Here is a 25,220-nt window from a genome sequence, read left to right on the forward strand (position 1 = left end):
ACTCCGACCCCTTTTTATTTCTTATGATAATGAACTGAAATATATAGTTTTTTTATTTTAAGTATGTCAGGTTAGGTGTTTTTCAAACTGAATTGAGGGTAATTAACTCCGACCCCTTTTTAAGGTTATGATTAATGCGCTGATAAATAATGTAATGAGGGCTATCCAATATGGAGTATTGCCATGCTTTGAATAAAAAGTAGTGCCAGATATCTTGTTAAATTGTGTTTTAAGCACATTAGTTTCGAATTGCTTTGATGACTCTTGTTTATGGCTTAAAGGGTCGTATACAGCTGTTATGCCATTGTTGGTAACACGTAATAGTGGCAAGCCTAATTCTTGTGAGCGCATACGTGCAATTTGCATATGCTGATGAGGGCCGTGAGAATCACCAAACCAAGCATCATTACTCACTGTTAATAATACATCTGTATTATCTTGTTGATTGGCTCTTAGGTAGTTTGAAAATACAATTTCAAAACAGTTTGCTGGCAATACATTTAAACCATTAGCTAATAAGTTTTTTTGAATTGGCTCACCTGGGGTAAAAGATGACATCGCTAAGTTAAATAATGGTGCGAGTGGCCTTAAAAAATCTTCAAATGGAACAAACTCACCGATAGGCAATAGTTTATGTTTGGTATAGCGGTTTTTATGTAAATATTCATACTGGCCAGCTGTGCTATCAGCTTCCTTTTTACCTACAACGATTAGGTTATTAAATACGGTTTTGGTATCTCTTTGATAATCAACAATGCCTGTGATCAAAGCTGCATTATTAAATATTGCTGCATTATCAAGATTAGATAAAAATCGGTAAGCATAAGTTTCTATTTCTGGAATGGCCGCCTCTGGCCAAACAACTAGATCTACATCCCAATTTTTGCGCGTAAGATCTTGATACTTTTGCATCGTAGGCCAAGCTTGATCTGGGTTCCATTTGAGGCTTTGTTGAATATTTCCTTGAACTAGCAGAACTTTTATATCTTCTTCTTGATGTTCGAGTTGGTTGATTAAAGGTGCTGTAAAATATAAACCAGATAAAACACAGCTTGTGGCAGCGAGTGCTTGCCAGTGCTTCTTGTCTATTAATAACAGTAAACTAAATGAAATGATTAAAACAATAATGCTTAAACCAAATTCACCAATAATAGGTGAGAGTGTATTGAGTGGGCTATCAGTTAAAATATATCCTAATGATAACCATGGGAAACCAGTGAGCATAGTTGCTCTGAGTGCTTCCATTATAATGAATAAAGGTAATAAGCAGCCAAACCATAAATAATCATTTTTTACGTTTGTTTGAATATTTTTAATGTTTCTTTGAAGAAGTTTTGCACTCAGCCCAAATGCCAAAGCAGGATAAATCGCTAAGTAAGCACATAAAATCAACATGAGTATTAATGAAACAATTAAAGGCAAACCACCAAAATCAGCTATGGCTACATGAACCCAACTGATCCCTGCACCAAACCAACCTAAACCAAATAAAAAGCCTTGTTTGGCTGAATCTTTAGCTGTTGAGGTTTCAGTTGGTTTTGCATTAAAAAGTAGGGTAGCGATACAAATAAAAGCCAATGGCCATAAATTATAAGGGGCATAACTTAATGTCATAAGCACACCTGATAAAAATGACAGTGTGCTTTTAACCATTTGCTTTTTATTGAAGGTGATCAAGAGGTCGCTTCAACTTCCAATTTTTTTGGTACCGTGATCTGTAACTGACCTATACGTCTATTATCAGAATTTGCTATTTTAAATTGGATACCATTAACATCAATGGTTTCGCCTTTTCCTGGCATATGGCCAAATGCGTGTAATACAATGCCGCCTATGGTATCGGCTTCATCGGTATTAAATTCAACACCAAAGTATTCATTAAACTCATCAAGAGGCGTTAAAGCTTGGACCAAATAAACATGTTTAGCTAGTTGCTTAATATCTTCTATTTCTTCTTCATCGTGCTCATCTTCGATTTCGCCAACGATAATTTCTAAAATATCTTCAATGGTAACTAAGCCAGAAACGCCGCCATATTCATCAACCACAATGGCCATATGATAGCGTTTTTGTCTAAATTCATCTAATAAGGTATCAAGTCTTTTGCTTTCTGGAACTACGATAGCAGGGCGTAAATGATCCGTTAAAGGCGGTAACTCGTCATGATCTTTTAATATTAAAGGCAATAAATCTTTTGCTAATAAAATGCCTTCAATATGGTCTTTATCTTCAGATATAACCGGGAAGCGTGAATGTGATGCTTCAACCATAAGCGGTAATAAATCAGCTAGTGGTTTTTCTACATCTAGAGTGATCATCTGTGAACGCGGTATCATGATGTCACGAACTTTAAGTTCAGAAACACCTAATACACCTTTGATCATTTTTTGAGTGTCAGAATCAATAAGTTCACGATGCTGGGCATCTTCTATTACTTCTACTAATTCTTTTTTACTTTGGGGTTCTCCTTGAAACATTTGGGCAATTGCCCCTAACCATGTTTTGCTTGAAGAACCCTGGTTACTCGGCGAGTTGTCGTCGCTCATACGCTTTTATTTAGCTCCGTAGTATTAAAATTAATCACTTTTTTATAGTGAAAGTGAATTAAACATCATCTCTATAAGGGTCGTCAATAGCTAGACCCGATAAGATTTGTTTTTCTAAGCTTTCCATTTCATTCGCTTCATCTTTATCTATATGGTCAAAACCTAATAAATGCAAGCATCCATGAACAACCATATGGGCAAAATGATTATGAAATGTTTTTTCTTGTTCAATTGATTCTTTTTTTACTATCTCTGGGCAAATGACTAAATCACCTATTAAAGGTAAATCTATGCCAGGAGGCGCTTCAAATTCAAATGATAAAACATTTGTTGGTTTGTCTTTTCCACGATACTCAGAATTTAATTGCTGGCTTTCTTGGGCGTCTGAAATACGTATTGTCATTTCAGCATCAGGCTTTAAGTTTTTAAGTGCTGTATTTGCCCAAAGCGAAAATTGCGCTTCACTTGGTAAATCATCAAATTCGCAAGCAATTTGTAAATCCAGATCAATCATTTTGAACTTCTTGTGTTTGTTTAATTAAATATTGCTCTTTTTTAGCTAAAGCACGTTTACGCTCAACTTCATCATGTGCTTCATAAGCCATAACGATACGGCCAACAACTGGATGACGTACAACATCTTTGGCTTCAAAAAAGTTAAAGCTTATTTCATCAACTTCAGATAGTACTTCAATTGAATGACGTAAACCTGAGCGCGCTCCGCGAGGTAAATCAACTTGCGTAATATCACCTGTAATAACTGCTTTAGAATTAAAACCAATACGTGTTAAGAACATTTTCATTTGTTCAACAGTGGTATTTTGGCTTTCATCTAAAATAATAAACGCATCATTTAAAGTACGACCGCGCATATAAGCAAGCGGTGCTATTTCTATGACCTTCTTTTCGATTAAACGTTCGACTTTTTCAAAGCCTAACATTTCAAAAAGCGCATCATATAATGGACGTAAATATGGGTCTATTTTTTGCGTTAAATCGCCAGGTAAAAAACCTAATTTTTCACCGGCTTCAACAGCCGGGCGCGTTAACAAAATACGACGAATTTCTTGGCGTTCTAATGCATCAACAGCAGCTGCAACAGCTAAATACGTTTTACCAGTACCTGCTGGACCAATACCAAAACAAATATCATGATTAACAATATTAGAAATATATAAGTTTTGATTTGGATTACGCGGTTTAATAACGCCTTTTCTTGTTTTTATATAGGCATCGCTAATGTAATCACTTTTAGCTTGGTCTTGCTCTAAACAGTTCGCTTCTTGTATGCATAAATGTATGAGTTCTGGTTCAATCTCTTTAACAATACCTTGGATTGGCGCAGTTTCAACATAAAGGTTCTTTAATAAATCTAAACCTGCTTGAACATTTTTATGTTTGCCTGTTATGCGAAAATGATTTTCGCGGTGGGCAATTTCAAGGCCTAAACGACGTTCTATTTGCTTTATATTGTCGTCAAAAGGGCCTAAAAGTGAGCTGAGTCTTTGATTGTCGGAAGGTTCTAAATATATTTCGGAAGTTTTTAATTTGTTGCTCAAAATGCAATCCTTTAAGAAAATGCCTGCATTTGCAGACATTTCTAAATTGAGTGGTTAATTATGGTGTAAAAGTAGCTACACCAATTTCATTAACTTCTTCTGTTGCGGGTGCTTTATTTAAAATATCAGCTGGCGCAACATCTTTACGTAAATCCATTTCAGCTTCTGTACGTAATAATTCACCACGTAAAGAATTTGGTAAAGCTTCTGTAATGCGCACATCTACAAATTGACCAATTGTAGAGTGTGGGCCTTCAAAGTTAACTACACGGTTGTTTTCAGTACGACCGCGTAATTCCATTGGATTCTTTTTAGAAGGGCCTTCAACCAAAATACGTTGTTCAGTATCAAACATTTTACGGCTGATATCTTGCGCCATTTGCGTAATACGGTTTTGTAATAAATATAAACGCTCTTTCTTTTCTTTTTCTGTTACGTCATCTGGTAAATCTGCAGCAGGTGTACCTGGGCGGGCACTGTAAATAAAGCTAAAGCTCATATCGTAACCAATATCGCTAATTAGTTTCATAGTTGCTTCAAAGTCAGCTTGTGTTTCACCAGGGAAACCAATAATGAAATCTGAAGACATACATAAATTAGGGCGAACTTTACGTAGTGCTCTAATTGTTGATTTATATTCAATAGCAGTATGGCTTCGCTTCATTAGTGCTAAAATTCTGTCTGACCCACTTTGAACTGGTAAATGTAAGTGATCAACTAATTCTGGTACATCTTTATATGCTTCAATAATATCTGGTGTAAACTCTACCGGATGCGAAGTGGTATAACGAATTCTGTCTATACCATCAATTGCAGCAACGTAACGTAAAAGGTCAGAGAAATAACAAATTTCACCATTGTGCGTATCACCACGGTAAGCATTTACATTTTGACCAAGTAGGTTAACTTCACGCACGCCTTGCTCAGCAAGTTGGGCAACTTCTAATAACACGTCATCTAATGGGCGGCTGACTTCTTCGCCACGCGTATAAGGTACAACACAGAAAGTACAGTATTTAGAACAGCCTTCCATGATAGAAACAAATGCACTAGGGCCTTCGGCGACAGGTTCTGGCAAACGGTCGAATTTTTCAACTTCAGGAAATGAAATATCAATAACAGAACCCGCGTTCGTTTGAACTTGTTTAATCATTTCAGGTAAGCGGTGCAATGTTTGTGGACCAAAAATCACATCAACAAATGGAGCGCGTTTACGAATGGTATCGCCTTCTTGAGAAGCAACACAGCCACCAACACCAATAACAAGATCAGGTTTGTCGTCTTTTAATAATTTCCAACGACCAAGCTGGTGAAATACTTTTTCTTGTGCTTTTTCACGAATAGAACAAGTATTAAGTAGAATTACATCGGCTTCAGTTGCTTCATCAGTCAATGAATAACCGTTTGTTGCATCTAATAATTCAGCCATTTTCTGAGAGTCATATTCATTCATCTGACAACCCCAGGTTTTGATATGTAGCTTCTTACCCATAGTGTTTCACTTGCCTCTTGCTTTGGTGATTATAGTTGCAATTTGTTGCAACTTTTAACGCCCTTATTGGTATGATTTTCAGATCAGGAATAAGAGCAGGGCGCGTATTTTATAATACCAATTCAATATTAGCTAGTTTCGTATTCTAAATATGAAGCGTATAATATAAGTAATTGCATTTTTAATTAAAAAGTTATGAAAAATCAGATTGTTATTGTTGGTGGTGGCATGGTGGGTGCTGCTACAGCTGTAAAACTTGCAAAGCAAGGGCATAAAATTACTTTAATTGAGCATCATGCAGTTTTATTGAATGCTGATAATAGTGATGAAATTCCAGATATTAGGGTGTCGGCATTAAATCGTTTTTCTGAAAAATTATTAGATGAATTAGGTGCAATGCCTACTTTACGTAAAGGCAGAACAGCACCATACTCTCGTTTATCTGTATGTGAATCTTTAGAGTCTAATTTAGAATTTAAAGCCAGTGACATAGGCGAAACCCACTTAGGTCATATTCTTGAAAATAATTTAATACAAGCATCACTTTGGCAACAATTTTCTGGGTTAGATATCAAAGTAATAGATGATGCAGGTAAATTAAAAAATATCATTCAGGGTAAAACAACTGAAGATAAAATAACCATAGCGTTTGAAAATATCACATTAGAAGCAGACTTAATTGTTGCTGCTGATGGGGGTCAGTCACAGTGTCGAAAATTAGCGGGTATCGGTTCTACAGGTTGGCAATACCAACAAAGCTGTATGGGACTGTTAATTAAATTAGATGCACCACAGCAAGATATTACTTGGCAGCAATTTCAACCAACAGGACCTGTCGCTTTTTTGCCTTTACAAGCGCCTTATGCAAGTTTAATTTGGTATAACCATGCACAAACCTTGGCCGAATTTAATAAATTAACTGAGCAGCAACTTAAAGATAAAGTGCTTGCAACCTTCCCTGAGTTACCAGGTGACTTTGAAATAGTAAAACAAGCGGTATTTCCATTAACGCGCTCTCATGCGAATAATTATTATAAAGGTCGCTTAGTATTGGTTGGGGACTCTGCTCATACAATTAACCCATTGGCAGGTCAGGGCGTTAATTTAGGTTTTAAAGATGTTTCCGCTTTGGCTGATGTACTTGATAATGTAGATGATGTCGGCTGTACTAAATTATTAGCTCAATATGAAAACAAGCGTAGAAATGCCAATTTATTAATGATGAGCGTAATGGATGGCTGTTATGGTGTTTTTTCTAATGATATTAAACCATTAAAAATGTTACGCCAATTAGGTTTAAAAGTCGCAAAAAATTCAGGTCCATTAAAAAATCAAATATTGAAATATGCCATAGGTGGCACTTAATATAAATTGCACAGATTATATTGATTAGCTAAACTCAAGCACTTATGTTTTTTAACGACCATTAAAATGGAACAAAAATGAAAAAGATTGAAGCCATAATTAAACCTTTTAAATTAGATGATGTACGTGAAGCACTATCTGAAATTGGTATTTCAGGTATGACGGTATGTGAAGTAAAAGGTTTTGGTCGTCAAAAAGGACATACAGAATTATATCGCGGCGCAGAATATATGGTCGACTTTTTACCAAAAGTTAAATTAGATATCGTATTAGCAGATGAAGATGTAGACCGTGCAATTGATATGATAATCAAAACTGCGCAAACCGGTAAAATAGGTGACGGTAAAATATTTGTCACAGAAATCGAACGTGTCGTAAGAATACGTACAGGCGAAGAAGACGAAGAAGCAATTTAATTTATTTGTATTTTATACAAATTATAAAAAAGCCTAATGTAATTACATTAGGCTTTTTTATGTGCTGAGATTTTTTGTAGGCGGATTTATTCGCGCAGGTGGTCTTACAATTTTTCGGAATTTTTAATACAACCACATATTATGTGGTTGTATTAAAATAACTTAATTATAACGGTTGAATTAAGCGTCTACTGAACGAAGTAATGCATTTATGCCCACTTTATCACGTGTTTGCTTATCTACTTTTTTAACTATGATTGCAGCGTATAGGCTGTGAGTTCCATCTTTTGATGGAATTGAACCTGGCACAACAACTGCGCCAGCTGGTACTCTGCCGTAATGTGTTTCACCTGTTTCACGGTCGTAAATACGTGTACTTTGGCTGATATAAACGCCCATTGAAATGACAGCACCTTGCTCTACTACAACACCTTCTACAATTTCAGAACGTGCGCCGATAAAACAGTCATCTTCGATGATAGTTGGATTCGCTTGTAATGGCTCTAATACGCCGCCTATACCAACACCGCCAGATAAATGTACGTTTTTACCTATTTGTGCACATGAACCAACTGTCGCCCATGTATCAACCATAGTACCTTCATCTACATATGCACCAATGTTTACATATGAAGGCATCAATACAACATTCTTACCAACAAAACTGCCTTTACGTGCTACTGCATTTGGTACTACACGCATACCTTCTTGTTTAAATTGCTCAGGCGTATAATCGGTGAATTTAAGCGGCACTTTATCCCAGTATTGATTTACACCATCGTTTAATGCTTGGTTGTCATTTATTCTAAAAGATAATAAAACCGCTTTTTTAAGCCATTGGTGAACGACCCATTCACCAGAAATCTTCTCTGCAACACGCGCTTTGCCAGAATCTAACTGTGAAAGGGCGTCTAATATAGCGTCTTTAATATCGCTTGCTACTGTATCTGGTGTAATGTTATCGCGGTTATCCCACGCACTTTCAATTATGCTTTTTAAATCTGACATTATCTGTCCTTTATTCAGTTTCTTTATTTAAATTTTCTGATAGTACTTGGCTTACTTTCGCTTGCATATCAGCATCTAATGCTTGGTAATGCTCATCTGAAACCACAAAAAAATCTTCGGCGCGTTCGCCTACGGTTGTGATCCTAGCTGCATGAATATGTAATTTTGTTTTTTGAAATACATTGGCTATTTTTGTCAATAAACCAGGTATATCGACACCTTGTATTTCTATTAATGTTCTATCTTTACGCCCATGAGGTCTAATGATAACTTGAGGTTTAATATTAAACCCTTTAAAACGCTTAGAGCGACTCTTTTTAATTCTAATCTTTTTATGGGGGTCACTGAGAGAATGTTCAATACCTCGTCTAATAGAGTTTAGTCTACTTGCTGATTCAATCGCTTTGCCATCTTGTTCTAAAATAACAAAGCTTTCGATGGCATAACCATCTTTAGTCATCATAACTTGTGCGTAATGAATATGGGTTTTTTTATTACTTAATGCACTGACTATGCGCGCAAATAAATTTATTTGATCTGGGCTGTATACAAATACTTGTGTACCGCCATGCATGGCTTTTTCTGATATTACAACCATAGGTTGCGATAAGTCTTTTGATTTAAGAAAGTTTTCGCCATGCCAAGCAATTTGCTGCGCACTAAAACGACTGAAATAATCTGGTTTAAATCGATTCCATAAAAAATCGATTTGTGCTTCATTATAATCAAGACTAATTAACTTTTGTCTTGTTTGCTGCTTTTTATCCCTTATTTGATCACGTAAATCCATCGGGTTTTCAAGTCCCAAACGTAATGCGCGTTGCGTTGATAAAAATAATTCACGTAAAAGGGTATTCTTCCAACTATTCCAAAGGTTATCGTTTGTTGCACGAATATCTGCAAGGGTTAAGCAATAGAGGTAGTTTAAGCGTTTTTCATTTTTGACGCGTTTTGCAAACTCACTGATCACATCAGGATCTGAAATATCTTTACGTTGTGCAGTGATCGACATTAATAAATGATTTTCAACTAGCCAAGCTATGAATTTACCTTCAAAGTCTGATAACTGATGTAGTTTAGCAAATTCAATGGTATCTAATGCACCAAGTTCGGAGTGATCGCCGCCTCTGCCTTTGGCAATATCATGAAATATACCTGCTAAATACAGCAGCTCTGGTTTTTCCATTCGGATCACAATTTCACGACATAAAGGGAATTCTTGTATACTTTCGCTTTGAAAGTAGCGATAAATATTTTGAATCACTTTATGAGTATGTTCATCAACTGTATAAGCGTGAAATAAATCAAATTGCATTTGACCAAAGATATTGCGCCATTGTGGTAAATAAGCGGCTAAAATACCGTGTTTATGCATTAAGGTAAATGCACGACCCATACCGTTGGGGTGACGGAGCAATCTTAAAAAAGCTGACCGACAGCCTTCATAATCTTGTAAATCACCTAATAGCCTACGACGAACTTGTCGTAAAGTTCTCAAGGTACTTGGATATATATGGGTGATTTCAGGATTATCGGCGACATGCTCAAATAGCTCAAATATTTTTTCTCGATTAAAAAATACTGATGCATCTTTAACTTTTATTTGATGATCTATGCGAATAAAATCATCATTCAGTTGTGTTATTTTATGGGAGTTTCTATCAGGTAAAATATTGTCATCAAAATATCTTAATAACATCTGATTTAACTCTCTAACACGACTCATTATCCTAAATAATCGCTTCATCATTCGCTCAACCGAAGCTTTACCATCGGTACCAAACCCTAACAATTCAGCTGCTAAAGGTTGATGGTCAAATAGCAATCTATTTTCTTGGCGACCAGCAGCTAAATGTAGGGCAAATCGTATATTCCATAAATTTAGTAAACACTCTAATAATTCTTGATGTTCTTCATGCGTTAAATAACCGTCAGTAATCAAATCTCTAAGTAAAGTCGATTTGAAGTGCTTTTTTGCGACCCAAATAATGGTTTGAATATCGCGAAGACCGCCAGGGTTTTCTTTTAGGTTAGGCTCTAGATTATAAGTTGTGCCATGGCATTTTTTATGTCGTAAGTCTTGTTCTTCCACTTTAGCTAAAAAGAAGGCTTCAGAGCTCCAAGTTTGGGTTTTAACCAGTGAATTTTGTAGTATTTTAAATTCATCATCATCGCCAATGACTAATCTGCTTTCTAATAAGCTAGTCGCAAAACACACATCCTTTGCTTTGTATTCAATCGTTTGCGCTAAGGTGCGAACACTATGGCCAATATCGAGGTTTAAATCCCACAACATAGTGACAAACTCACCGATTTTTTCACATTCTTGTTTTGTCGGTTCGTTATGCGCTAATAATAAAAAGTCGATATCTGAGTAAGGGTGCAGCTCTCCACGACCATAACCTCCAACAGCAATCAGGTTAAAGTTATTATTTTCATTAAGGTTAAAGTGTTGGAATAACTGAGATAATAACTGATCAATAAAATCAGCACGTGCATTTATTAGTTTTTCAACAGGTTGGAAAGCAAACTCACCTTTTAGCCAAGTATAAAAATTGGATATAGTGTCTTTATAATCTTCAAGTATTGTGCATTGTGCTAATTGTTTTAGTTGTTCTTTAGGTACAGCCATAAATTTTATATCCGTATCTCTTTAAAATGCAGGATCTACAACGATTTTTAAAGCATTGATTGTACACAATGGATTGGTCTTATCAAATTTAATCTAAGATTTAAGATTGAAATTAACTCAACAGTAAGGGGGATTTTAATGTGGAAGATTTATTGATAAAGGGTGAGAAAAAATGACTTAGAAACTAAGCCATTTTTACAAATTAGAAATTAATGCTCAATCACACGATCAATTTCATCATCATTTCTGAGTGTTAATATCTCAACACCATTGTCAGTCACTAGTAGGGTATGCTCCCACTGAGCAGATAAACTTCTGTCTTTAGTTACCACAGTCCAGTTATCTTTAAGTACTTTACATTGGCGTTTACCTGCATTAACCATAGGTTCAATGGTAAAACACATGCCTGCTTTTAATACTTCGCCAGTGCCTGATTTGCCATAATGCATCACTTGAGGCTCTTCATGGAAACCTGCGCCGATACCGTGACCACAATATTCTCGAACAATTGAATATTTAAAGCTTTCAGCATATTTTTGAATTGCTGCGCCAATATCACCTAAGCGCGCACCCGGTTTTACCATTTTAATTGCCAGATATAAGCTTTCTTGTGCAACTTCAGATAAGCGTTTACCTTGGATGTTAGGCGTACCGATATAAAACATTTTAGAAGTATCGCCGTGGTAACCATCTTTAATAACGGTAATATCAATATTAATGATGTCACCATCTTTTAATGGTTTATCATTTGGAATGCCATGACAAATTACGTGATTTACCGAAGTACATATCGACTTAGGAAAACCATGGTAGTTTAAAGGTGCAGGAATCGCTTCTTGCACATCAACGATATAGTTGTGGCATATTGTATCTAATTCTTGTGTAGTAACACCTTCTTTAACATGCGGTACTATCATTTCTAATACATCAGCAGCCAAACGGCCAGCAATACGCATTTTTTCTATTTCAGCAGGTGTTTTTATGACTGCGCTCATTTATGCTCCGAAGCAAATTATTGTTCAAAAATTGAATAACAAAATCAAGAAAGATTGGAATTATACATCAGTTCATGGTATAAAGCGCGCGTCCTTTTTACAATTAAAATCTAAAATTTAAGTTTTCACTCTGAAAACTACTATAAATTGGTTGGTTTTGTTGTATTTAAGAGACACTAAACCGATATATTTATAATTAATATATTAACTAAAATCACACACACGTCGACACATACACTTGGGTGCACGTTTATTTTTATTAAATAAAAGTGTTAGTGATATGGGATGTGTGGAGGCCTAACCCAAAATTAAATTAAGGAATTAAAAATGGCAAACGTTTCAATGCGCGATATGCTTCAAGCTGGTGTTCACTTTGGTCACCAAGCACGTTACTGGAATCCAAAAATGAAGCCTTTCATTTTCGGCGCTCGTAACAAAGTTCATATCATCAACTTAGAACAAACTGTACCTATGTTCAACGATGCACTTTCTTTCATCGGTAAGACTGCATCAAACAAAGGTAAAATCCTTTTTGTTGGTACTAAGCGCGCAGCAAGCGAAGCGGTTAAAGAAGCTGCACTTCGCTCTGACCAGTTCTACGTAAATCACCGTTGGTTAGGTGGTATGCTTACAAACTGGAAAACAGTTCGTCAGTCTATCAAGCGTTTAAAAGACCTTGAAACAATGAGCCAAGATGGTACTTTTGAAAAGCTTTCTAAGAAAGAAGTATTAATGCTTACTCGTCAAATGGAAAAGCTAGACAAGAGCCTTGGTGGTATCAAAGATATGGGCGGTTTACCGGACGCTATCTTTGTAATCGATGCTGATCACGAGCACATCGCTATTCGCGAAGCAAACAATCTAGGTATCCCAGTAGTATCTATCGTTGATACTAACTCTAACCCAGATGGCGTTGATTTCATCGTTCCTGGTAACGATGATGCAATCCGTGCTATCCAGTTATACACTGGTGCAATGGCTGACGCTGTTGTTGAAGGCCGTGAAAGCAACATTGCTGTTCAAGCTGAAAAAGACGACTTCGTAGAAGTTGAATAAGTATTAAGTAACTACTTTTTACTTCAATAGGGGCCGAATTTATAATGTAAATTATGATTGGCCCCTGTTTATTTAATTTTATTGTTTTAAGGAATTTTCTAATGGCTGTAACTGCTGCCCAAGTTAAAGAATTACGCGAGCGCACTGGCGCTGGCATGATGGATTGTAAAAAAGCGTTAACTGAAACTGCTGGTGACATCGAGTTAGCGATTGAAAACATGCGTAAAAGTGGCGCTGCTAAAGCTGCTAAAAAAGCAGGTAACATCGCTGCTGAAGGTACTATCCTTATCAAGAAAGGCGAAGGTTTCGCTGCACTTCTTGAAGTTAACTGTCAAACTGACTTCGTAGCTAAAGATGAAAGCTTCTTAGCTTTTGCTAACTCAGTATTAGACGTTGCTGCAGCTGGTAAAGTAACAATCGAAGCACTTCAAGCACAGTTTGAAGAAGCACGTGTTGCTCTAGTTGCTAAAATTGGTGAAAACATCAATGTTCGTCGTGTTCAATACATCGACGGTGCAACACTTTCTACTTACCGTCACGGTGAGCGTATTGGTGTTGTTGTTGCTGGTGAAGCTGACGAAGAAACACTTAAGCACGTTGCTATGCACGTTGCTGCATCAAACCCAGAGTTTGTTAACCCTGAAGATGTACCAGCTGACGTAGTTGAGAAAGAAAAAGCAGTTCAAATCGATATCGCTATGAACGAAGGCAAACCAGCTGAAATCGCTGAAAAAATGGTTGTAGGCCGTATGAAGAAATTTACTGGTGAGATCTCTCTTACTGGTCAAGCTTTCATCATGGAACCTAAGAAAACTGTTGGTGCTATTCTTAAAGAAAAAGGCGCAACTGTATCTAACTTCGTACGTTTAGAAGTTGGCGCTGGTATCGAAAAGAAAGAAGAAGATTTTGCTGCTGAAGTTGCTGCTCAAATAGCTGCTGCTAAAGCTTAAATCTCTTAATTTGTCTATGAGCAGGGCGTTTTTGCTTTGCTTCATCAGATAAAATTATTTAGAATAACCGCGTTGTCATTATATTAATGAACGCGGTTATTTTTTGCCCGTTTTTATCCCTATTTCTAGTCAGGTAACTTATGAATACAAATCGAAAACCAATTTTTAGACGAGTTTTATTAAAACTTAGTGGTGAAGCTTTAATGGGCGATGAAGGTTTTGGTATTGATCCAAAAGTTCTCGACCGTATGGCGCAAGAGATTAAAGAATTAGTAGAATTAGGAATAGAAGTTGGCTTAGTGATTGGTGGTGGTAACTTCCTTCGTGGTGGTACATTAGCTGAAACGGGTATGAACCGTGTAGTTGGCGATCATATGGGCATGTTAGCTACCGTAATGAATGGCCTAGCAATGCGTGATGCATTACACCGTGCATTTGTAAATGCGCGTTTAATGTCAGCAATTCCATTAAATGGTGTATGTGAAGCTTATAACTGGTCTGAAGCAATCAGTTTATTAAAAACAGGCCGCGTTGTAATTTTTGCAGCCGGTACCGGAAACCCATTCTTCACTACAGATTCAGCTGCATGTCTACGTGGCATTGAAATTGAAGCTGATACTGTGATTAAAGCGACTAAAGTAGATGGCGTATATAATGATGATCCAGCAAAAAACCCAGATGCTACGTTATTTAGTCACTTAAGCTATGATGAAATCATTGAAAAAGAACTAAAGGTAATGGATTTAGCGGCATTTACTTTGGCGCGAGATCATAAAATGCCAATCAGTGTATTTAACATGAATAAGCCTGGCGCATTAAAAAGTGTGATCATGGGTGAAGATGAAGGTACACTTATTTCATCTCAAAGTTCGGTTGATACCACAGAATAAATAAAGTCCAGAATAGATATTTTGGTTGTTAAAAAAAATATAGGAATAATACTGTGATTAATGAAATTAAAAATGATGCTAAAACACGTATGCAAAAAAGTGTTGATGCACTAGCAAATCAATTAGTTAAAATCCGTACAGGGCGTGCACATCCAAGCCTTTTAGACAGCATTATGGTTCCATACTATGGCGCTAATACGCCGCTTAAACAGCTTGCTAATATCGTTGCTGAAGATGCACGTACACTTGCAATCACTGTTTTTGATAAAGAATTAACTAAAGCTGTTGATAAAGCGATTATGACTTCAGATTTAGGCTTAAACCCTATGTCTGCAGGTACTGTAATTCGTGTACCATTACCGCCATTAACTGAAGAACGTCGTAAAGATTTCATTAAGATGGTACGTGGTGAAGTTGAAAGTGGCCGTGTTGCTATCAGAAATATTCGTCGTGATGCAAACAGTGATTTCAAAGCTTTATTAAAAGATAAAGAAATTTCTGAAGATGAGCAACATCAAGCTGAAGATGAAATCCAAAAGCTAACTAACTTATTCATTAAAGAAATGGATGAGCAATTAGCAGCCAAAGAAAAAGAATTAATGGAATTTTAATTCCTGCTCTGCAGTAAAATGTTAGAGATTAAACGCCGGCTAGGGTATACTAGTCGGCGTTTTTTTATGGAATATAAACAGTTAATGGTTCTAGAATGAGTGAAATAACACAACAAACTTTACCTAAGCATATAGCTATTATCATGGATGGAAATGGTCGATGGGCGCAAGCTCAGGGTAAACCGCGTGTTTTTGGCCATAAAAAAGGGGTAGATGCGGTTAGAAACGCAGTTACTTTTTGTCAGAAATTAGAAATTTCATCTCTTACTTTATTTGCTTTTAGTAGTGAAAATTGGCAACGACCGGAACAAGAGGTTAATACGCTAATGGAGCTATTTATGTTTGTGCTTACCAAGGAAGTTAAAAAACTCCATAAAAATAATGTGAAATTAAGAATTATGGGGGAGTTATCCCGTTTTTCTGACAAGCTTCAAAAGCGTGTAATCGAAGCTGAAGCACTTACAAAAAACAATACAGGTTTATGTCTTAATATTGCTGCTAATTACGGTGGTCGTTGGGATATTACTCAAGCAACACAGAAAGTTGCTACTTTAGTATCTGAAGGGAAAATCAAAAATGAAGATATTAATGAGGACCTGATTTCCCAACATATTATGATGGCAGATCAACCCGATTTAGATTTATTGATCAGAACGGGTGGCGATCTTCGTATTAGTAACTTTTTGCTTTGGCAAGCTGCCTATGCAGAATTATATTTTACTGATATTTTATGGCCTGACTTTAATGATGAAGCATTTGCGGATTCAATTGCGTGTTATGTGTCTCGAGAGCGACGTTTCGGTTGTACCGGCGAACAAATAAAACAATTACTCGCTTAAATTCTCATACACTTTTTTACGCAAAAATTTAAATTTATAAGGTAAAACAGTTTGCTCAAACATAGAATAATGACTTCTCTTGTATTAGCGCCAGCGGCTTTAGCGCTTGTATTTTATACACCATTGATGGTTTTTAGTTATATTGCTGCTTTGATAGTCTTAGTTGGCGCGTGGGAATGGTCTGGTTTTATGGGCCTTAAAAAAATAATACACAGATCCCTGTATGTTGTTTTGATTGGGGTCATCTTGTCTGCATTACATTTACATTGGCCTATTCAAACGTTATGGCAAGATAATAAACTATTATCTGATGCCAATTATTTATTTACAGTTTCTGTTGCTTGGTGGTTAGTCGCTACAGCTTTAGTTTGGCAATATCCTTCAATGTCAAAATCATGGAATAAAGGCATTTTGATGCGTGCAATCGCAGGTTTTTTAACGCTTATTCCTTTGTGGTTAGCGTTAAATGCATTGAGAAGCGCATCTTATAATGAGTCTACTTTACATGGCTCTATTTTAATTATGATTGTACTTGGCATCGTATGGAGTGCAGATGTTGGCGCTTATTTTTCTGGTAAAAACTTTGGCAAACATAAGTTAATGCCCAACGTAAGCCCAAATAAAACCATTGAAGGTTTAGCTGGCGGCGTTATTGCTAGCACGTTATTCATTTTGATTTTTTGTTATTTTGCTGACGTAGCAAAAGAAAAATGGTTTTTATATGCCTGTGTGACAGTCTTTATTGCAATTTTCTCTGCAGTGGGCGATTTATTAGAAAGCATGTTTAAACGTGAAGCGGGATTAAAAGATAGTGGTCGTTGCTTGCCTGGTCATGGTGGTATTTTAGACCGTATTGATAGCTTAACTGCAGCTGCACCTATATTCGTAGCCTTTTATGCATGGACAATCAGTTCATGATTTTGAATGCATCAGATGTAAACGAGACCCCTCAACAGGTTTGTATTTTAGGATCTACCGGTTCTATTGGTCTGAGTACATTAGACGTGATCCGTCAAAATACTCAATTCACTGTTTTTGCATTAACTGCAGGTCAAAATGATGCACAAATGCTAGCCCAGTGTATTGAGTTTAAACCTCAATTTGCAGTGATGCATGATGAACACAGTGCTGTGCGCTTAAAAGCAGCCTTGAGTAGCCACAACGCTAAAACACAAGTCTTATCAGGCACACAAGCTATGTGTGACTTGGTTAAAGCTGATGACGTAGATGTTGTAATGTCTGCCATTGTTGGTGCTGCAGGCTTATTACCTACTTTATCTGCGGTTGAAGCTGGAAAAAAAGTTCTATTAGCAAATAAAGAATCTTTAGTCATGTCAGGCCAATTATTTATTGATAAAGTTAAAAAGCACGGCGCAGCTTTATTACCAATTGATAGTGAACATAACGCTATATTTCAATGTTTACCTACGCAAATGCAGCAAGATGCAAATAATGGCAACTTATTAGAGCAAGGCATTAGTAAGATTTTACTCACCGGCTCAGGTGGCCCTTTCTTAAAACGCGATTTAAATACTTTAGCGCAAGTTACTGTTGATGAAGCGGTTGCACATCCTAATTGGAGTATGGGCAGAAAAATATCTGTTGATTCTGCCACTATGATGAATAAAGGTTTAGAGTTTATTGAGGCTAAATGGCTTTTTAATGCTCAAGTGGATGATATTGAAGTTGTAATTCATCCACAAAGTATTATTCATTCAATGGTGCAATACCGTGATGGCTCAGTATTGGCGCAAATGGGGAACCCTGATATGCGTACACCCATTGCACATGCACTTGCTTATCCAAATCGTATAGATTCCGGTGTAAAACCATTAGATTTCACTGCAATGTCTGATTTTACATTTACTGCACCTGACTTTTCTCGTTACCCTAATTTAAAATTGGCGATGGATGCCTGTCGTTTAGGGCAAGGTGCAACAACAGCAATTAACGCAGCGAATGAAGTGGCTGTAAATGCATTTTTATCAAATAAAGTAGGCTTTACTGATATCTATAAAATTAATGCAGAAGTGTTAAATAAAATGCCAAATGGGCAAACGATTACTTTAGATGATATTTTAAATGTAGATAAAGTGGCACGTGCTTATGCCTGTGAAATAATTAATAAGGCGCTAAATTAATGTTTGATTTTATTTGGAACTTAGCTTCATTTATCTTGGCATTAGGTATTTTAGTAACTGTACATGAGTATGGTCATTTTTGGGTTGCTCGAAAAGCAGGTGTTAAAGTACTAAGGTTCTCAATCGGTTTTGGCAAACCATTAATCACTTGGTATGACAAACTAGGCACTGAATATGTTATCGCAGCCATCCCTTTAGGTGGTTATGTGAAAATGCTTGATGAGCGTGTTGACGAAGTACCTGCGGATGAAAAGCACCTGTCATTTAATAGTAAGTCAGTGCAATCTCGAATTGCTATTGTAGCGGCTGGACCATTAGCTAACTTTGCATTTGCAATCGTGCTTTTATGGGCCATGTATATGCTAGGTGTGCAAACAGTTAAGCCAGTAATCGGTAGCATAGAAACAAGTAGTCGCGCCCAAATTGCAGGCATTAAAGCAGACCAAACGCTTATTTCAATTGGCAATGAAACAGTATTTGACTGGAGAGAAACCACTTTTGCATTGATGCAAAATATGGGGGAATCTAAAGTTAAAGTGGTGGTTCAAGATCCGATTGACGGCCAAGTTGTTAAAAACTTAAACCTTGAAGGTTGGACCTTAGGTAATGATGTTAAATCGCCATTACATTCAGTGGGTATTACACCATTTAGACCACAAATCACCACAGAGTTAGCGCATATAGCCGAAGATTCAGCCGCTAAAAAATATGGCTTACAAGTTGGCGATAAAATTTATTTAGTTGATGGCGAAAAAATCTCGAGTTGGGCTCAGTTAGTCGGTATTATCCAAGCTTCAGCAGATAAATCTTTGTTAATGACTATTAGCCGTGGTGATGAAAAATTAAATATAAATGTCGTACCTGATAATAAGCCAACTAAAGATGGATTTAGCCAAGGCTATTTAGGTGTGGTACCTTTAGCATCAAAGTGGCCAGATGGTTATATAACAACAAGAAAATATGGCCCAATTGATGGTTTTTTTCAAGGTGTTGATAAAACTTGGCAAATGATATCTTTAAGTTTTGAGATGATTGGAAATCTGTTAACAGGGCAGATTTCAGTTAATAATTTAAGTGGACCAATTGGCATAGCACAAGGCGCTGGTGCCAGTGTAAGCTATGGTTTAGTTGCTTTTTTGAGCTTCTTAGCATTAATTAGTGTTAATTTGGGTGTTTTTAACTTATTGCCCTTGCCAATTCTTGATGGCGGGCATTTAATGTATTACATAATTGAACTTATCAGAAAAAAACCAGTCTCTGAAAGGACACAAGAATTTGGTTTTAGAATTGGTGCATTAGTTTTATTATTGTTGACTGGCTTTGCGCTATTCAATGATTTTATGCGGTTGTAAAGGGTAAAAGATAATAAAATGGCTATAAAAAAATATTTGGCTGCAACAAGTTTAATAGGAGCAAGTTTTGCTTCATTAGGCCAAACCGCTTTTATCGTAGAAGATTTAAAAGTTGAAGGGCTGCAAAGGGTTGCGCTTGGTGCTGCATTAACACATATCCCTATCAATGTGGGTGATAACCTAGATGACTATACAATATCAAAAACGATAAAGTCATTATATGGTTCAGGTCACTTTGATAATATTAAAGCTTATAGAGATGGACAAACACTTATTTTTAAAGTGAAAGAGCGTCCTACAATTAGCTTTATCGAATTTGATGGTAATAAAGATATTAAAGATGAGCAGCTTAACGAGTCTCTTGAAGGTCAAGATATTCGTCAAGGTGAACCGCTAGATAAAACGGTTATTGATAATATCGAAAAAGGTTTAGTTGAGTTTTTCCATAGTATTGGTAAATACAATGCGACGGTTGATATCAGCGTTACTAACTTACCGCGTAACCGTGTTAAGTTAAAACTTAAATTTGATGAAGGTGATGCTGCATCGGTTCGTCAAATTAATTTAGTGGGTAATAACCTTTTTTCTGATGAAGAATTATTACAGCAAGTAGAGTCACAACAAGATTTATCTTGGTGGGACTTCATGGGCAGTGATAGATATCAAAAACAAACGATACAAGGCGATTTAGAAAAAGTACGTAGTTACTACTTAGATCGTGGTTATTTACAATTTAATATCGACTCTACTCAAGTATCAGTGAGCCCAGATAAAGAATCAGTTTATGTATCTGTTAACTTAACTGAAGGCGAAAAATTTAAAGTAAGTGGCTTTGACTTTATAGGCGACTTATTAGGCCGTGAAGAACTAATCCGTTCGGTTATCCCGCTTAAAGCCGGTGAGCTTTATAATGGCTCAGTAGTTACTTCATCTGAAGAGTTTATCAAAAGTTATTTAGCACGTTTTGGTTATGCAAATGCTGAAGTAAGAACAATTCCTGAAGTTGACGAAGAGAATAAAGAAGTAAAGTTAACGTTATCAGTTAATCCTGGTAAACGAGTTTACGTTCGTCGTATCAATGTTTCAGGTAATGCAAACACTGCCGACCAAGTTATCCGTCGTGAAATGACACAGCTTGAAGGTGGTTGGTTATCAAACCAATCATTAGAGCGTTCAAAAATTCAAATCCAACGCTTAATGTATATGGAAAGTGTTGAGTTTGATGTTGCACCAGTACCTGGTAAAGATGATCAAGTTGATGTTGACTTTTCAGTAAAAGAGCAATCAGCAGGTAGCTTTAATGCGGGTCTTGCATATGGTTCATACTATGGTCTGCAATTTAATATTGGCATTAGTGAATCAAACTTCTTAGGTTCAGGTAACCAAGTTGCGTTTAACATCAATACATCAACAGGTTCTGAAGCTGTTAGCTTATCCCATACAGACCCTTATTTTACGCCAGACGGTGTGAGTTTAGGTAACCGTATTTTCTACCGTAACTATGATGCAAGTAAATTTAGTCTTGTAGAATATAAGAGCACTTCATACGGTGTTGGTAGTAACTTGGGCTTTCCGATTAATGCGATTAATCGGATTAACTTTGGTGTGACCTTAAGTAAAGAAGAACTTTCTCAGTTATCTGAATACGAACAAACACGTATCATGCGTGAAACTTTCTTAGACCCAGAAGATCCAGATGCAGGTTTTGATTTTACAAAACTTGAATTAAGTGTGGGTTGGTCAAGAATGACGTTAAACCGTGGTTTATTCCCTACAGCGGGTTCTAAACAAACGTTAACGCTTAAAGGTACAACACCGGGATCTGATTTAACTTACTTTAAAGTTAATTATGATTCTAAGTTCTACTGGCCAATCAGTAATGATCACAAGTGGTCATTTATGACTCGTGCAGCATTTGGTTACGGTAATGGTTATGGCACAACCAATGGTTATGACCAAATCTTACCAGTTCAAGAGTTCTTTAGAATTACAGAATCAGAATTACGTGGTTTTGATAGAAATACTATCTTACCAAGAGCGGTTGTTCGTGGACCTAGCCCATTACTAGGTACACCATCTCCAGATGGTAACGTAAGTAATATTGGTGGCGATCCAGAGTTTGACCAAATTAGCATGGCTGGTCGTATTGGTGGTAATGCCAAAGCACTTGCTGGTTTAGAATTAATTGTACCAACACCATTTTTAGATGATGACAACACCAGCTCTGTAAGAACTAGCTTCTTTGTTGATGCTGCCAATGTTTGGGATACGGAGTTTGATGTAGACCGCTTCTCTAATTTATCACCAGATGAAAGGGCTAAACTTGACGATTACTCAGATCCTTCAAGGTTCCGTGTAGCAACAGGTATGTCAGTTCAATGGATATCTCCTATGGGGCCAATGGTTATTAGTTTCGCTTATCCACTTAAAAAAGAAGAAGACGACGATACTAAATCTATTAGCTTTAACATAAGTAATACTTTTTAACAGAATTTTTAAAGGAATTTATTGTGAACAAAATAATTAAATCAAGCATATTCGCAACTATGATGTTAAGCGCTTCATCAGCTGTTATGGCACATAATGTTGCAGTAATCGATATGCAGCAAATTTTCAGTCAGTTACCTCAAATGAGCACGATTGAGCAAACGCTACAAACTGAATTTGCAGAACGTCGTCAAGAAATTGAAAAGTTACAAGGCGATATTCGTTTTGAAGCTGAAAAATTTAAGCGTGAAAGCGCAACGATGAGCAAAGCGCAAAAAGATGCTTTGACTGAAAAGTTACAAAATATGCAAAAAGACTTTGCTGCTAAAGCACGTCCTTTAGAGCAAGAAATTAAATTACGTCAAAATCAAGAATTAGCTAAAGTTCAAGCGCTTGTTTTACAAGCAGTAGAGTCAGAAGCAAAAGCAAGCAAAATCGACGAAGTAAAAAATAAAGCTGCGTTAGTTTATTTTGATGCTAAAAAGATTAAAGACATTTCTTCTAAAATTATTGAAAGAGTAAGCAAACTTAAATAATGCAAGATTTCACACTAGCCTACTTGGCTGAATATTTAGGCGCAGAACTCGTTTGTGCTCATAATGAAAAAGACACTAAAGCTGTGGGTGAGTTAGTAATAACACGCATCGCAACTTTAGAGTCTGCTCAAAGTGGACAGATTAGTTTTTTAGCGAATAAAAAATACCGAAAACAACTTGATATAACTCAAGCAAGTGCAGTTATTTTAACTGATGCTGATACTCAGTACTTTGAAGGTACTAAGCTTGTGTTAGTAAATCCGTATTTAGCATATGCCAAACTTGCACAACTAATGGATACCACGCCACAGTCGGCTAATGGTGTGCATGCTTCAGCGGTGATACATCCAGATGCAGTTGTAAGCTCAAGTGCTTCAGTTGCCGCTAATGCAGTAATCGAAGCGGGTGCTATAATTGGCGATGACTGTCAAATTGGGCCAGGTTGTTTTATTGGTGAAAGAGCTAAAATTGGCGCTAATTGTAAAATTTGGGCTAATGCAACTATTTATCATGAAGTAGAGCTAGGTGATAACTGTATTATTCATTCAAATACGGTTTTAGGTTCTGATGGCTTTGGCTTTGCGAATGAGCAAGGCAAGTGGGTTAAAATCCCTCAGCTAGGTTCTGTCATTATAGGTTCCGATGTAGAAATTGGTTCAAGCACAACAGTTGATCGTGGTGCGTTAGGTAATACTGAAATACATTCTAATGTGATAATCGATAACCAATGTCAAATTGCACACAATGTTGTGATTGGACAAGGTACCGCTATGGCGGCATGTTCGGTTATTGCAGGGAGTACTAAGGTCGGCCAGTATTGTCAAATTGCAGGTTTATGTGGCATCAATGGTCATATTGAAATTTGTGATAGTGTGATACTAACAGGCATGGCTATGGTAACTTCGTCAATCACTGAACCAGGGGTTTACTCTTCGGGTATACCACATGGTAAAAATAGAGATTGGCGTAAACAAATGACGCATTTACGTCATATTGGTGATATGAATAAAAAAATTAAAGAGCTAGAAAAAATCACAGCTACTTTAGTTAAAGTTGAATAAAAGGAATCGTATTTTGGCTAATGAATTAAATGGCTTTGATATTCAAGAAATAATGGCTTTATTGCCACATCGTTACCCAATGTTATTGGTTGATAAAGTGGTAGATTATGAAGCTGGTAAATACTTACATGCAATCAAAAATGTAACTGCTAACGAGCCTATTTTTACTGGTCACTTCCCAGGTCAGCCTATTTTCCCAGGCGTGATGATTTTAGAAGCGATGGCTCAAGCAACTGGTTTATTAGGTTTTAAAACGACTGAAGGTCGTGCTGATAATGAACTATACTTATTTGCTGCAATTGATAATGCAAGATTTAAGCAACCAGTTTACCCTGGTGATACGATGCATTTGCATGTGGATTTTATAAAAGAACGTCGTAATTTATGGAAGTTTTATGGTGAAGCAAAAGTAGACGGCAAGGTTGTTTGTACTGCTGAATTAATGTGTGCTAGAAGAGAGTTATAAGCGTGATCCATTCCTCTGCGATTATTGAGCCTGGTGCTCAAATTGGTAAAAATGTAAAAGTAGGTCCTTGGAGCTACATAGGTAATGATGTTGTGATTGGTGATGATTGTATCATTGAGTCACATGTTGTTATTAAGGGCCCATCTGTAATTGGTTCTGGCAATCATATATTTCAATTTGCGTCAGTAGGTGAAGCCTGCCAAGACAAAAAATATGATAATGAACCAACAAAGCTAATTATTGGCGATAATAATATTATTCGTGAATGTGCAACGATTCATCGTGGTACAATACAAGATGAAGGTATAACAAAAATAGGTAGTAATAACTTATTTATGGCTTATACCCATGTAGCTCATGATTGTGTTATTGGTGATAATTGTATATTTGCTAATAATGCAAGTGCAGCGGGTCATGTGCATATTGGTGACTGGGTGATCCTAGCGGGTAATTCAGGTATACATCAGTTTTGTCATGTTGGTTCACATGCTTTTGTTGGCATGTATTCAGGCATCAATAAAGATGTACCACCATTTGTTACAACGATTGGCACACCAGCTAAAACTGTTTCAATTAATTCTGAAGGCATGAAACGCAGAGGTTTTGAGTCAGATGAAATCATGGCAACACGCCGTGCCTATAAAACAGTTTATAGAAAAGGCTTAATGGTTGATGAAGCGATTGAGCAAATGGCTGATGATATTGCAAAATACCCTGCTGTGAAAATGTTTGCTGACTTTATTAAAAATTCAGGCAGAGGCATTACACGATAGTATCTTTTTACTATCCACATAAAGCCCACTTCGTGGCAATTTTCT

23 protein-coding genes are annotated in these 25,220 nt (G+C 36.7%); 15 read left to right on the forward strand and 8 right to left on the reverse strand.

What is annotated here, in order from left to right; genetic code table 11:
- Nucleotides 1-102: 102 nt before the first annotated feature.
- From lnt to miaB, 5 genes are read right to left on the reverse strand one after another with little or no spacing between them, the layout of a single operon-like run.
- A complete protein-coding gene (gene lnt / locus KO527_RS12800) occupies nt 103-1,614 on the reverse strand; it encodes an apolipoprotein N-acyltransferase (RefSeq protein WP_252733695.1) in 1,512 nt (503 codons plus the stop codon).
- Nucleotides 1,615-1,673: 59 nt separating this feature from the next.
- Complete coding sequence (gene corC, locus KO527_RS12805; protein WP_216040689.1) at nt 1,674-2,546, reverse strand: CNNM family magnesium/cobalt transport protein CorC; 873 nt, start codon at nt 2,544-2,546, stop codon at nt 1,674-1,676.
- Between the two features lie 58 nt (nt 2,547-2,604).
- Nucleotides 2,605-3,060 carry an rRNA maturation RNase YbeY gene (gene ybeY, locus KO527_RS12810; RefSeq protein ID WP_216040690.1) on the reverse strand — a complete coding sequence of 152 codons (456 nt, stop codon included), beginning with the start codon at nt 3,058-3,060 and terminating at the stop codon, nt 2,605-2,607.
- A complete protein-coding gene (locus tag KO527_RS12815) occupies nt 3,053-4,105 on the reverse strand; it encodes a PhoH family protein (RefSeq protein WP_216040691.1) in 1,053 nt (350 codons plus the stop codon). The genes ybeY and KO527_RS12815 overlap by 8 nt, the downstream gene beginning before the upstream one ends.
- A gap of 58 nt (nt 4,106-4,163) precedes the next feature.
- On the reverse strand, nt 4,164-5,597 hold the full coding sequence (gene miaB / locus KO527_RS12820) for a tRNA (N6-isopentenyl adenosine(37)-C2)-methylthiotransferase MiaB (protein WP_216040692.1): 1,434 nt from the start codon (nt 5,595-5,597) through the stop codon (nt 4,164-4,166).
- Nucleotides 5,598-5,792: 195 nt separating this feature from the next.
- On the opposite strand from miaB, the gene KO527_RS12825 reads away from it, so the two are divergent.
- On the forward strand, nt 5,793-6,962 hold the full coding sequence (locus KO527_RS12825; protein WP_216040693.1) for an FAD-dependent oxidoreductase: 1,170 nt from the start codon (nt 5,793-5,795) through the stop codon (nt 6,960-6,962).
- A 77-nt stretch (nt 6,963-7,039) separates the two neighbouring features.
- Complete coding sequence (gene glnB / locus KO527_RS12830) at nt 7,040-7,378, forward strand: nitrogen regulatory protein P-II (protein ID WP_042146007.1); 339 nt, start codon at nt 7,040-7,042, stop codon at nt 7,376-7,378.
- Nucleotides 7,379-7,558: 180 nt separating this feature from the next.
- On the opposite strand, the gene dapD is transcribed toward glnB, so the two are convergent.
- From dapD to map, 3 genes are all read right to left on the reverse strand, one after another.
- Nucleotides 7,559-8,386, reverse strand: a complete 828-nt coding sequence (dapD, locus tag KO527_RS12835; RefSeq protein WP_042146005.1) for a 2,3,4,5-tetrahydropyridine-2,6-dicarboxylate N-succinyltransferase — start codon at nt 8,384-8,386, stop codon at nt 7,559-7,561.
- 10 nt (nt 8,387-8,396) lie between these two features.
- On the reverse strand, nt 8,397-11,018 hold the full coding sequence (glnD, locus tag KO527_RS12840) for a [protein-PII] uridylyltransferase (RefSeq protein ID WP_216040694.1): 2,622 nt from the start codon (nt 11,016-11,018) through the stop codon (nt 8,397-8,399).
- A gap of 209 nt (nt 11,019-11,227) precedes the next feature.
- A complete protein-coding gene (gene map, locus KO527_RS12845; RefSeq protein WP_216040695.1) occupies nt 11,228-12,013 on the reverse strand; it encodes a type I methionyl aminopeptidase in 786 nt (261 codons plus the stop codon).
- Between the two features lie 327 nt (nt 12,014-12,340).
- On the opposite strand from map, the gene rpsB reads away from it, so the two are divergent.
- The 13 genes from rpsB (at nt 12,341) to lpxA (ending at nt 25,175) form a co-directional block, all read left to right on the forward strand.
- A complete protein-coding gene (gene rpsB, locus KO527_RS12850; RefSeq protein ID WP_216040696.1) occupies nt 12,341-13,069 on the forward strand; it encodes a 30S ribosomal protein S2 in 729 nt (242 codons plus the stop codon).
- A 101-nt stretch (nt 13,070-13,170) separates the two neighbouring features.
- Complete coding sequence (gene tsf, locus KO527_RS12855; protein ID WP_042145997.1) at nt 13,171-14,019, forward strand: translation elongation factor Ts; 849 nt, start codon at nt 13,171-13,173, stop codon at nt 14,017-14,019.
- A 140-nt stretch (nt 14,020-14,159) separates the two neighbouring features.
- On the forward strand, nt 14,160-14,909 hold the full coding sequence (gene pyrH, locus KO527_RS12860; RefSeq protein ID WP_042145995.1) for a UMP kinase: 750 nt from the start codon (nt 14,160-14,162) through the stop codon (nt 14,907-14,909).
- A gap of 53 nt (nt 14,910-14,962) precedes the next feature.
- The gene (gene frr / locus KO527_RS12865; RefSeq protein ID WP_042145993.1) at nt 14,963-15,520 is read left to right on the forward strand and encodes a ribosome recycling factor; all 558 of its coding nucleotides are present in this window, start codon (nt 14,963-14,965) and stop codon (nt 15,518-15,520) included.
- 95 nt (nt 15,521-15,615) lie between these two features.
- Nucleotides 15,616-16,359, forward strand: a complete 744-nt coding sequence (locus tag KO527_RS12870) for an isoprenyl transferase (protein WP_216040697.1) — start codon at nt 15,616-15,618, stop codon at nt 16,357-16,359.
- A gap of 51 nt (nt 16,360-16,410) precedes the next feature.
- On the forward strand, nt 16,411-17,277 hold the full coding sequence (locus KO527_RS12875) for a phosphatidate cytidylyltransferase (RefSeq protein WP_216040698.1): 867 nt from the start codon (nt 16,411-16,413) through the stop codon (nt 17,275-17,277).
- Entirely contained in the window at nt 17,274-18,500 is a 1,227-nt protein-coding gene (gene ispC, locus KO527_RS12880; RefSeq protein WP_216040699.1) for a 1-deoxy-D-xylulose-5-phosphate reductoisomerase, read from the forward strand. Before KO527_RS12875 ends, ispC begins: the two co-directional genes overlap by 4 nt.
- Nucleotides 18,500-19,852, forward strand: coding sequence for a sigma E protease regulator RseP (gene rseP, locus KO527_RS12885; RefSeq protein ID WP_216040700.1), 1,353 nt, complete (start codon nt 18,500-18,502; stop codon nt 19,850-19,852). Before ispC ends, rseP begins: the two co-directional genes overlap by 1 nt.
- A gap of 18 nt (nt 19,853-19,870) precedes the next feature.
- Nucleotides 19,871-22,339, forward strand: coding sequence for an outer membrane protein assembly factor BamA (gene bamA / locus KO527_RS12890; protein WP_216040701.1), 2,469 nt, complete (start codon nt 19,871-19,873; stop codon nt 22,337-22,339).
- Nucleotides 22,340-22,362: 23 nt separating this feature from the next.
- Nucleotides 22,363-22,875, forward strand: a complete 513-nt coding sequence (locus KO527_RS12895; protein WP_216040702.1) for an OmpH family outer membrane protein — start codon at nt 22,363-22,365, stop codon at nt 22,873-22,875.
- Nucleotides 22,875-23,936 (forward strand): UDP-3-O-(3-hydroxymyristoyl)glucosamine N-acyltransferase, encoded by a 1,062-nt coding sequence (gene lpxD / locus KO527_RS12900; RefSeq protein WP_216040703.1) that lies wholly within the window; start codon nt 22,875-22,877, stop codon nt 23,934-23,936. The genes KO527_RS12895 and lpxD overlap by 1 nt, the downstream gene beginning before the upstream one ends.
- Before the next feature lie 13 nt (nt 23,937-23,949).
- A complete protein-coding gene (gene fabZ, locus KO527_RS12905; RefSeq protein WP_216040704.1) occupies nt 23,950-24,402 on the forward strand; it encodes a 3-hydroxyacyl-ACP dehydratase FabZ in 453 nt (150 codons plus the stop codon).
- A gap of 2 nt (nt 24,403-24,404) precedes the next feature.
- Nucleotides 24,405-25,175 carry an acyl-ACP--UDP-N-acetylglucosamine O-acyltransferase gene (lpxA, locus tag KO527_RS12910; RefSeq protein ID WP_216040705.1) on the forward strand — a complete coding sequence of 257 codons (771 nt, stop codon included), beginning with the start codon at nt 24,405-24,407 and terminating at the stop codon, nt 25,173-25,175.
- The last annotated feature ends 45 nt before the right edge of the window (nt 25,176-25,220 follow it).

The sequence above is a fragment of the Pseudoalteromonas sp. C2R02 genome (assembly GCF_018860845.1).
In the GTDB taxonomy this organism is placed as follows: Bacteria; Pseudomonadota; Gammaproteobacteria; order Enterobacterales; family Alteromonadaceae; genus Pseudoalteromonas.